Below are 8,279 nucleotides of genomic sequence, written 5' to 3' on the forward strand. Positions count from 1 at the left end.
TGCGCAGTTCGTCGTAGGTCCGACCGTTCGTCACTCGAGCAGCGCATCGATCGTTCGGGAGCGAGCAGGCCAGAGTGGTCGAGAGCGACAGACGAGCCTCTGAACGCACAAGCGTCGAACGAATCGAGTGCGGACGGTGACGAGGACACACCAGGGGGAGACGAGCACCAGCCCCTTGGATACACCCGGTGTCCCGAGTGTACCGCCCGACAGTTCGTGGCGAGACAGCTCGTCTACGAGACACGCACGTTCGATGAAAAGGGGACCGTCGAGTCGATCGAGTCCGACCTCCGTGGTGAGCTTGAGTTCGTCTGTGCGGACTGTGAGACCTGCCTGCGGGAGATGCCCGCCGCTCGGCGGACGTTCTACGACGAAGTCGGTGTCCTCCAACGTGACCGTCAGCAGGCGGTGCGCCACCAACTCAGGTCGTGGGGACGACGGCTCCGGATATGGTTCCCACTCGTCTGACGGTGGCTCCGCGTCGCCGCTCATCGGGGGGTCTGTGGGTGTTTATATGTCGTGAGACCGTTATTCGTGCCAATGAGGGCTGGTGAGATGGCTGACGTCGACGACTCCCTGCCGGTCGAGGAGCTCCGAGCGATCCTTCGGGAGCATCCGGTCCGTCTCGCCGTGCTCTTCGGGTCGCACGCGACGGGCGAGGCCCATCCGGCCAGTGATATCGACATTGCGGTCGACTTCGAGGCGGTCCCCCGCGATGACCCGACGTACAACGACACGTTGTTCGGGCTGAGTGCGGACCTGAGCGCCGCCCTCGACACTGACGACGTGGACCTCGTGGACGTCCGGACGCTCTCCCCTGCCGTCGCTGAGGCGGTCTTCGACCACGGCGTGGTGCTCGTCGGTGATCGTTCGACGGCTGCCGAAGTGCGCCAGCGACTCACCGCACCGTCCGAGGCAGAAGAGCGCTCGCCACGCGAACGCTTCGACAGCGCCCTCGCCCGCATCGACGAGCATCTCCGAGCGACTGCTGGCACGGCGTCTGAGGGCGACCAGCGCGACCGATGACTGACGATCCGTTTCCAGCCGACCGACTCAACCGGATTCTCACCGCCGTCGAGACGATCGAGGAAAGTTTGGGGAGACTTGCTCGCAAACAGCAGGTGTCCCGTGAGGAGTATATCAACGACTCTGACGCTCGTGACATCGTCGAACGGCGGTTCGTGAAGATGACCGAGGCGTCGATCGACATCGGTGAGGAACTCGTCAAACACGACCGCGGCCAGCCCCCTACGAGCAACCCCGACGCGATGCGGGCACTCGGTGAACTTGGTATTCTTTCTCCGACGACGGCCGAGGAGATGGCGCAGGCTGCGCGCTTTCGAAACGTCCTCTCGCATACCTACGGCCAGATTATCGACCACGACGTCGTCTACAACGCACTGCAGGACCTCGACCGTTACCGGACGTTCGTCGTCGAGGTTCGGGACTATCTCGTCTCGATCGGCGCACTCGACGACTGAGTCCGACCTCCCGAGGTGACAGTGGTCCCCTGCTGTTGGTGGAGAGGCACCATCCTGAGTGGCATTGTCGCCGGTCTCCTCGGCATTCCTTACCCCAGGATGGTAGAATCTCTAACGAGATGTAGGGTAACTGCACCGAACGGTGTCGATACCGAGCTCGTACCGTCGACTGATTCGGTCCATTACGATGCAGTCGGGTCAGGCGATCGAGAGGGCATCGGACCATCCACTCCGAGCCCGATTCGCGTTGCGTCACGACCAGCGGAGTCGAACGCGGCTTTCGGTTACCCCACCAAGCCGGGTCACCGGGAACTGTGGGGTAACGACTGACGAGCCGCTCGTCGGTGGTGTCTGTCGGCCCTCAAGCGGTGCAGGGCGCACGGCAGCGCGTTCGATCGTGGGCCTGATTTCAGTGATGACCCGACAACACTCGACAACCGACAGCACTGCCCGTGTTTCGTTTTTGGAGACTGAGGACCGCGCCGACCGGATGAGTGGCGCCATCGACGACTGGCTGGACCAGTTGCGCGAGGGGGTTGCGGACGCAGCGACGAACGAGCAGTTCCAGCAGTGGCTGGACGTGGTGAGCCGGTTTCACGAGTACTCGACGCAGAACCAGCTGCTCATCGCACTCCAGCGACCTGAGGCGACCCGCGTGGCGGGATTCAATACGTGGAGGAACGAGTTCGACCGCACCGTGCAGAAGGGCGAACAGGCCATTTGGATCTGGGCGCCGATCATGGCGAAGCAGTGTCCCGCGTGTGGAAACAGCCCCTCGTACTGCGAACGCTCGGTGTGCGAGGGAACCGAGATACCGACCGACGAGTGGGAGCGCGGTGTGGTCGCGTTCAAACCCGTCCCCGTGTTCGACGTCTCTCAAACGGAGGGCGAGCCCCTTCCCGAGGTGGATATGGCAGCCCGCGGCGATGCGTCGGCGCTTCATCCCGCGTTAGAAGCCGTCGCGCAGGAGCGGGGGTACGACTACTCGCTCGTTGCCGAGGCCGAGTGGTCGCATGGGTCGGCCAAGGGCGTCTGCGCCCCGATGTCTGACCCACCAGTCATCGAGGTTCTCGACCACGAGAACACCGCCGACCTGGCTCGGACTGCCATCCACGAGTTCGCGCATGCCGAACTGCACGCAGAGCGCTCGGACGACGAGCCCTCGACGACGGAGGTCGAAGCCGAGGCGGTCGCGTACGTCGTCGCTCAGCACGTCGGCCTTGACGCGAGCACCTCGGCGTTGTACGTCACCGCATGGAGCGACGAGGCCGTTGAGACCATCGACGAGCGATTGCAGCGGATTCAGCGGACCGCTCGTGAGCTCATCGAGGCGGTCCGATCGCACGTGACTCTCGAGGAGGAGGAGGAGCCGGCCAGCAGTCGGTAGTCGGTGGTGCTGGTGTGTTCTTGTGGCCCGCCCCGCTCGGCGCGTGCCGCCCTCCGCTGCGGGCCTCGCTGTACTCTGGCCCGCGATTCGCTCGCGACCGACCAGTCCGGGCGTGCGGGCGCTCTCCACACTGCGAGCGCCCGGTCCGGGCGTGTGCCCTCGACGCCAGCGGGTATCCGCCGGAGGTTCACTCCGTTCACCTCGCGACGCATACTCCGCTGGCCGCTCGCTCCGGGCGGACGCAGCGCGGGGCTCTGTGGTGCCGGTCACCTCGGAGCGCGCTCGCTCGCGCCCGGGGGCGCTCGCGAAGGCGCGAGCGAGCGCGCAGTCGTGACTGGTCGGGTCGTCGTGTGTGGAAAACTGCGATGGACTAGATCGCAGTGTCGGACGCTCAGTGAGCGCCTTCGGATTCAGCAATGGCAACTAAGAACGTATTCGGTAATGAGGTTTCGGTCGATGAACAGGGCTTCGAACAGACGGACGAGCGGGCGGTCGAGGAGGCGGTTGTCGATGAGGCACCAGAGCTGCGGCCCTCCGTCGAACAGGAGATCCAGGCGAAGGTGGACGCGAACCATCCGGACGGGATGGTCGACACGAGCGAGGAGCGGATCTACGGCGTGACCCTCGAACAGGAGGAGTGCATCCGGGCGCGGGAAGAAGAGTTGGCGCACATCAGTGCGCAGGCGACGTTCGGGAGCCAGGAGGGACGGGCAGAGCGAACGCGAGCGGTGGCCGAGGAGACGTGTGGGCGAGTGCGAGAGGAACGTGTACATCCCCAGGAAGACCTGACGAGAGCGGAGCTCGGCGAGGTGAACCGGCAGGCGAGTCGAGTGCACCAGCGAGTGCGCGGCGGTGAGAGCCGAGCGGTCGTGGCGCGCCGGGTCGCAGAGCGAGTCGCAAGTGGCGAGGACGTGGGGAGTGCCGTCCTCAAGACGGTCGAGGATGAGAAGCGCATCTCGGGAGTCATCGTGCCCATCGCGGAGGTGCCCGAGGTCCCAGTGGGCGAGGTGACGGTGGAAGGTGAGATCATCGAACTGTGGGAGCCCTCGACCCCGAACATCCAGCAGGTCGGGTTGATCGCCGACGAGAATGCGGTGACCAAGTTCACGGTGTGGGAGCGCTCGAATCAGCCCGTCGTCGCGGAGGGCGAGGTGGTGCGCCTCTGTAACGTCACAAAGAGCTGGCACCGTGGTCGATGTTCGCTCGTTGCGACGGGGTGGTCCCGGATCGTCTTCCCCGAGCGCGGGCGCTGGTGGGCGTAGGTCGGCCGCGGCCTTTTTTGACGAGCCATCGCCCCAGCCACCTCCACGGTCCGGGCTGCTCCCGGCGAAGCCGGTGCGCGGCCGGGCTTTCGCACTGCTTACTGTCGGCGTGCGTCGATTACTGAAATTGTTCGCAGAGTGACACAACCGACCAGCCACGTTGACTCAGCGCTGTCCTTCGATGACTTTTGCGGCGGTCAACACCGGGTCCCACGTCGTGTTGAACGGTGGCGCATACGCCAGGTCGTAATTCGCGAGCTCGGCGACACTGACGCCCTCGGTTACCGCCCCGACGAGGGCGTGACTCCGGTGAACCGCTCCCTCGCCGTATTCCGAGACTAGACTTCCGCCAAGCACCCGCCCGGTGGGTCGGTCGACCGTGAGCGTCACCCGAACGGTGCCACTCTCAGGGTAGTAGCCGGCCCGTGATTTCGCGTCGATAGTCCTGGCCAGCGGGTCGAAACCGGCTGCCTGGGCGATGTCGTGGTCGAGCACGCCTGTTCGAGCGGCTTCGATGTCGAACGCTTTGACCGCCGCAGTCCCCGCGACGCCGCCACCCTCGGTGCGTTCGCCCGCCACCGTCTGCCCGATAGCGCGGCCGTGGCGATTGGCGGTCAGGGCGAGCGGCACGTGGACCGCCTCGCCAGTAACGACGTGGGTGGCTTCGGCGCAATCACCTGCTGCGTACACGTCCGGCAGGTTCGTTTCTCGATACGCGTCGGTCGCGACCGCGCCGGTCTCCCCGAGTTCGACACCGGCGTCCTCGGCGAGGTCTGTTCGCGGACGGACGCCCGTCCCGACGAGGACCATCTCGACCGGAACGCGGTCGTCGTCCGTTTTGACCGCCTCGACGGCGTCGGTGCCCTCGAACGAGGTGACTTCGGCGTTGAGGTAGACTGCCACGTCCTGTTCGCCGAGGTGCTCAAGGACGGCCTCGCTAGTCGCCTCGCTGAACGACTTCAGGATACGGTCGCCCCGTTGAAACAGGTGGACCTCGAAGCCGTTGGCTGCCAGCGCCTCTGCCATCTCGACACCGATGTACCCGCCACCGACGACGCCCACGGGACCGTTGCACGTCTCGAGGAACTGGCACGCCGGGCCACGGTCTGGCTGCTGGAGATCTTCCTCTTCGCGCGCTCGGCTGACGTACTCCCGGAGGTCCTTCCCGTCGGACATCGATCCGAGTGTGTAGAGCCCTTGCCTGTCGAGACCGTCGATGGGTGGGGTGACGGCGGCCGCGCCCGTCGCTATCAACAGGTGGTCGTACTCTTGGACGACCTCGCCTGCGTCGCTCCGAGCGGTGACGGTTCGGTCGTCGGGGTCAATGGCGACCACTTCGTGGCCCGTCCGGAGGTCGATATCCCGTTCCTCGCGGAACTGCTCGGGTGTCACCGAGACGAGGTCCTGCAGTGACTGAATCTCACCTTTGATGTAGTACGGAAGCCCACAGGCCCCGTACGAGATCCACTCGCCTTTCTCGAAGACGACCACGTCGAGGTCGGGGTCGTCCCGTTTCGCTTTACTCGCTGCGGACATGCCGGCAGCATCCCCACCGACGACGACGAAGGTACTCACAGTCCCGTATCGTCACCGTTCAGAATAAAGACGAGTCGCGTGTGTGGCGTTCGGTGAGACCGGACAACCAATCGAGGGCGCAGTCGCAGCCCCCCAGTGTGCGTCTCTCGGACCCGACTGTGAGCGGTGCTCATGTACTCTGCAACGCTCGGTTGGCGTACAGTACAAGCTCTCGTCCGCGTCCGACGCCTGTACGAACTCCTCGTTGAGGTTGTCGCTGTAGAGAGTGTTCCGGAACAGTACATCGAAGAATTCCAGTACGTCGTTGCTGCTTTTGTCACGGATGTTGGATGGGAGTCGGAGGTACGTGACATCCGAATGGGCAACGTAACCCCTCACCTCTCTCGTCGGTCAGTGCAGAGTGCCGTTCTCGTCCGTCTGCTACATGCCGGCTTCCACACGGAACGTGTAGGCCAATGACTTTGGTAGTGGTTGTCCAATTCCATTCAATGCCCACGCGCCGGGCGGTACTAGCTGGCACTGTCGGACTCTCGACGTGGTTGGGAGGCTGTGCGAGCGACGACTCCAGGTCGACTTCGACTGTCGAGCCAACCAGGACATCGATTGCTGAGGTACTCTCCGGTCCGTACTGGTACACGCATCCACAACCGGCTGGCAATCGGTTTCTCCGAGGTGCTGCTGCCCTCCGTAACACCGAACCCGTCCGGATTGCGGTCGATAGTCGCCCGGAATGGCTCGTGGCACATCCTGCTCCGTCAGGAAGCTACTGGACTGCGGTCACGGATGATGGGTCGGTAGTCCGGTGGCAGGTCGACGGTGGAGAAATGACAACCGAAAACCGATTGCAGTCGCGAGCGTCCGACAGCCCACCAGTAGTGGCAGGTAGCGGCGACGGACCACGTCTGCTCACCGACCCCTTGAGCAAGAGCCCACAAGCGGGCCAGATGGTCGCTCCAGCGAACGGCAACAGATCTCACCCCCGCCGGCTCTTCGTTGCGCGCAACGGCGACCTCGTGATAGACGGGGAGAGCCGCACCCGTTTTCCGATCGACGCACCGCCCGATGTCCGGCCAGCAGCCGTCGGAAACGGCCGATACGCGATCTACGGAGACGTGACAGACCGCTATGGGCACGGTGCCCTCGGCGACGGCCTCGAACCATCTTCTCTTATCGTCGTTGATACGGTAGAACGGAGAACCGTCGTCCGGTCGAAGCTCGATGCACCGATGGTTTTCGAGGGGTTGCAGCCGCTCGTTGCGGACCTTGACGGCGACGGGAAGCCAGAGATCGTGACTACGATTGCTGACCCTACCCACGGAGCACGCATCGCCGTCTACTCGACGGCTGGCCAGCGTATCGCGACCGGCCCCGTGTACGGCCCGGGCTGGCGGCACCAGCTCGCGGTAGCTCCGTTCGGACCCGACGGAACACCCGAACTCGCCGTCGTTCTAAAACCCCACGTCACACATACGCTGGAGTACTACCGCCTCGAAGGCAGTCGATTGACCGTTCGTGCCACCAGCGAGGGGTTTTCGTCTCATACGTATGGCTCCCGAAATATCGACGGCGCAGTTGCCGCCGACCTCAACGATGACGGCACTGTGGAGATCCTCCTCCCGACAACGGATCGCGAACGGCTCGCTGGCGTCGCTCACACTGCTCAGGGGCCCAAAGTACGATGGACGTGGGAGTTGGGAGCCAGACTCCAGAGCAATATCACAGGCATCCAGCTCAACGACGGTCGTATTGCTGTGGGCGTTGCTACCGACGACGAAGTCTTGGTCTGGTCAGCGTGAAGCAGTCGGATACGGTCTGGAAGGGAAGTTAGACGTGGTCCGTCGTGATTGTTACTCTCGAGACCGCTAATCTTCACGTCGATTGGATGAATCGATCATTGGGTCAGAGTGATTTTCCATAGATAGACTCTCCAAGTGTACGGGCGTTTTACCAAAAACAGTTATACGATACCATCTTGGGTTGTGAATCATGGAAGATGGCTATAGTATCGTTAGGCCACAGAACGTCCCACCGGATCAGTTCGATACGTGTGAGAGCACAGTCTGAAAGCTGACGGACCCACTCGGGTGCACGGAGCTGCGAATCAATCAGGTCACTGTCGAACCGGGTGAGGTGACCACGCCGCACACACACGAAGGCCAGGAGGAGGTATTCGTCGCACTGACGGAGGGACAGATCGCCATTGAGGGCGAGGTTCACGACGTTCCGAAGGGTGGTGTCGTTCGTGTCCATCCGGATGTCGTACGCAATCTCCTGAACCACTCCGAAGAGGGGGCGCGAATATCTGGCTGGGACTCGGGAACCCGCCAGTCGGCTCTGTTGAGGATTTCGGGTCGTACGTGGTCGTTGACGAGGGCTGACTGCACTCACGATTGCCAACGGGCTCACGAATTCGAGTGCAGCGGGTTCGGCGAGCACTGGTGACCGATTCGAACTCTATTCAGTACTCAGGATATGGGAGACGTGTGAGGGTTGTGGTTTTGTCTGATGCACGCGTGCTCTCTGTCCAACTAGACCGGCAAGCAACGAGATGGCTTTCTTTCACTGAAACTCGACTGATTCAACTGATAGACCCGTGCCGCGAGTCTAACAGCG

At 63.3% G+C, this 8,279-nt stretch carries 8 protein-coding genes; 7 read left to right on the forward strand and 1 reads right to left on the reverse strand.

The annotated features are described in order from the left end of the window. Positions 1–216 precede the first annotated feature (216 nt). The 5 genes from GQS65_RS01115 (at position 217) to GQS65_RS01135 (ending at position 4,130) form a co-directional block, all read left to right on the forward strand. A complete protein-coding gene (locus GQS65_RS01115; RefSeq protein ID WP_158202833.1) occupies positions 217–468 on the forward strand; it encodes a hypothetical protein in 252 nt (83 codons plus the stop codon). An 87-nt stretch (positions 469–555) separates the two neighbouring features. After that, positions 556–1,026 (forward strand): type VII toxin-antitoxin system MntA family adenylyltransferase antitoxin, encoded by a 471-nt coding sequence (gene mntA / locus GQS65_RS01120; protein WP_199268377.1) that lies wholly within the window; start codon positions 556–558, stop codon positions 1,024–1,026. Then, positions 1,023–1,481 (forward strand): type VII toxin-antitoxin system HepT family RNase toxin, encoded by a 459-nt coding sequence (gene hepT, locus GQS65_RS01125; RefSeq protein ID WP_158202835.1) that lies wholly within the window; start codon positions 1,023–1,025, stop codon positions 1,479–1,481. Before mntA ends, hepT begins: the two co-directional genes overlap by 4 nt. 187 nt (positions 1,482–1,668) lie before the next feature. Further along, complete coding sequence (locus tag GQS65_RS01130; protein WP_368279748.1) at positions 1,669–2,868, forward strand: ArdC-like ssDNA-binding domain-containing protein; 1,200 nt, start codon at positions 1,669–1,671, stop codon at positions 2,866–2,868. Positions 2,869–3,284: 416 nt separating this feature from the next. Then, the gene (locus GQS65_RS01135) at positions 3,285–4,130 is read left to right on the forward strand and encodes a DNA-binding protein (protein WP_158202836.1); all 846 of its coding nucleotides are present in this window, start codon (positions 3,285–3,287) and stop codon (positions 4,128–4,130) included. 165 nt (positions 4,131–4,295) lie between these two features. Here GQS65_RS01135 and GQS65_RS01140 read toward each other — a convergent pair whose 3' ends face one another. Continuing rightward, the gene (locus tag GQS65_RS01140) at positions 4,296–5,705 is read right to left on the reverse strand and encodes an FAD-dependent oxidoreductase (RefSeq protein WP_368279749.1); all 1,410 of its coding nucleotides are present in this window, start codon (positions 5,703–5,705) and stop codon (positions 4,296–4,298) included. Positions 5,706–6,541: 836 nt separating this feature from the next. Between GQS65_RS01140 and GQS65_RS01145 the strand changes: the two genes are divergently transcribed. Beyond that, a complete protein-coding gene (locus GQS65_RS01145; RefSeq protein WP_158202837.1) occupies positions 6,542–7,462 on the forward strand; it encodes a hypothetical protein in 921 nt (306 codons plus the stop codon). 334 nt (positions 7,463–7,796) lie between these two features. Continuing rightward, a complete protein-coding gene (locus GQS65_RS01150) occupies positions 7,797–8,108 on the forward strand; it encodes a hypothetical protein (RefSeq protein ID WP_368279750.1) in 312 nt (103 codons plus the stop codon). Positions 8,109–8,279: the final 171 nt, after the last annotated feature.

Source organism: Halomarina oriensis, from assembly GCF_009791395.1.
In the GTDB taxonomy this organism is placed as follows: Archaea; Halobacteriota; Halobacteria; order Halobacteriales; family Haloarculaceae; genus Halomarina; species Halomarina oriensis.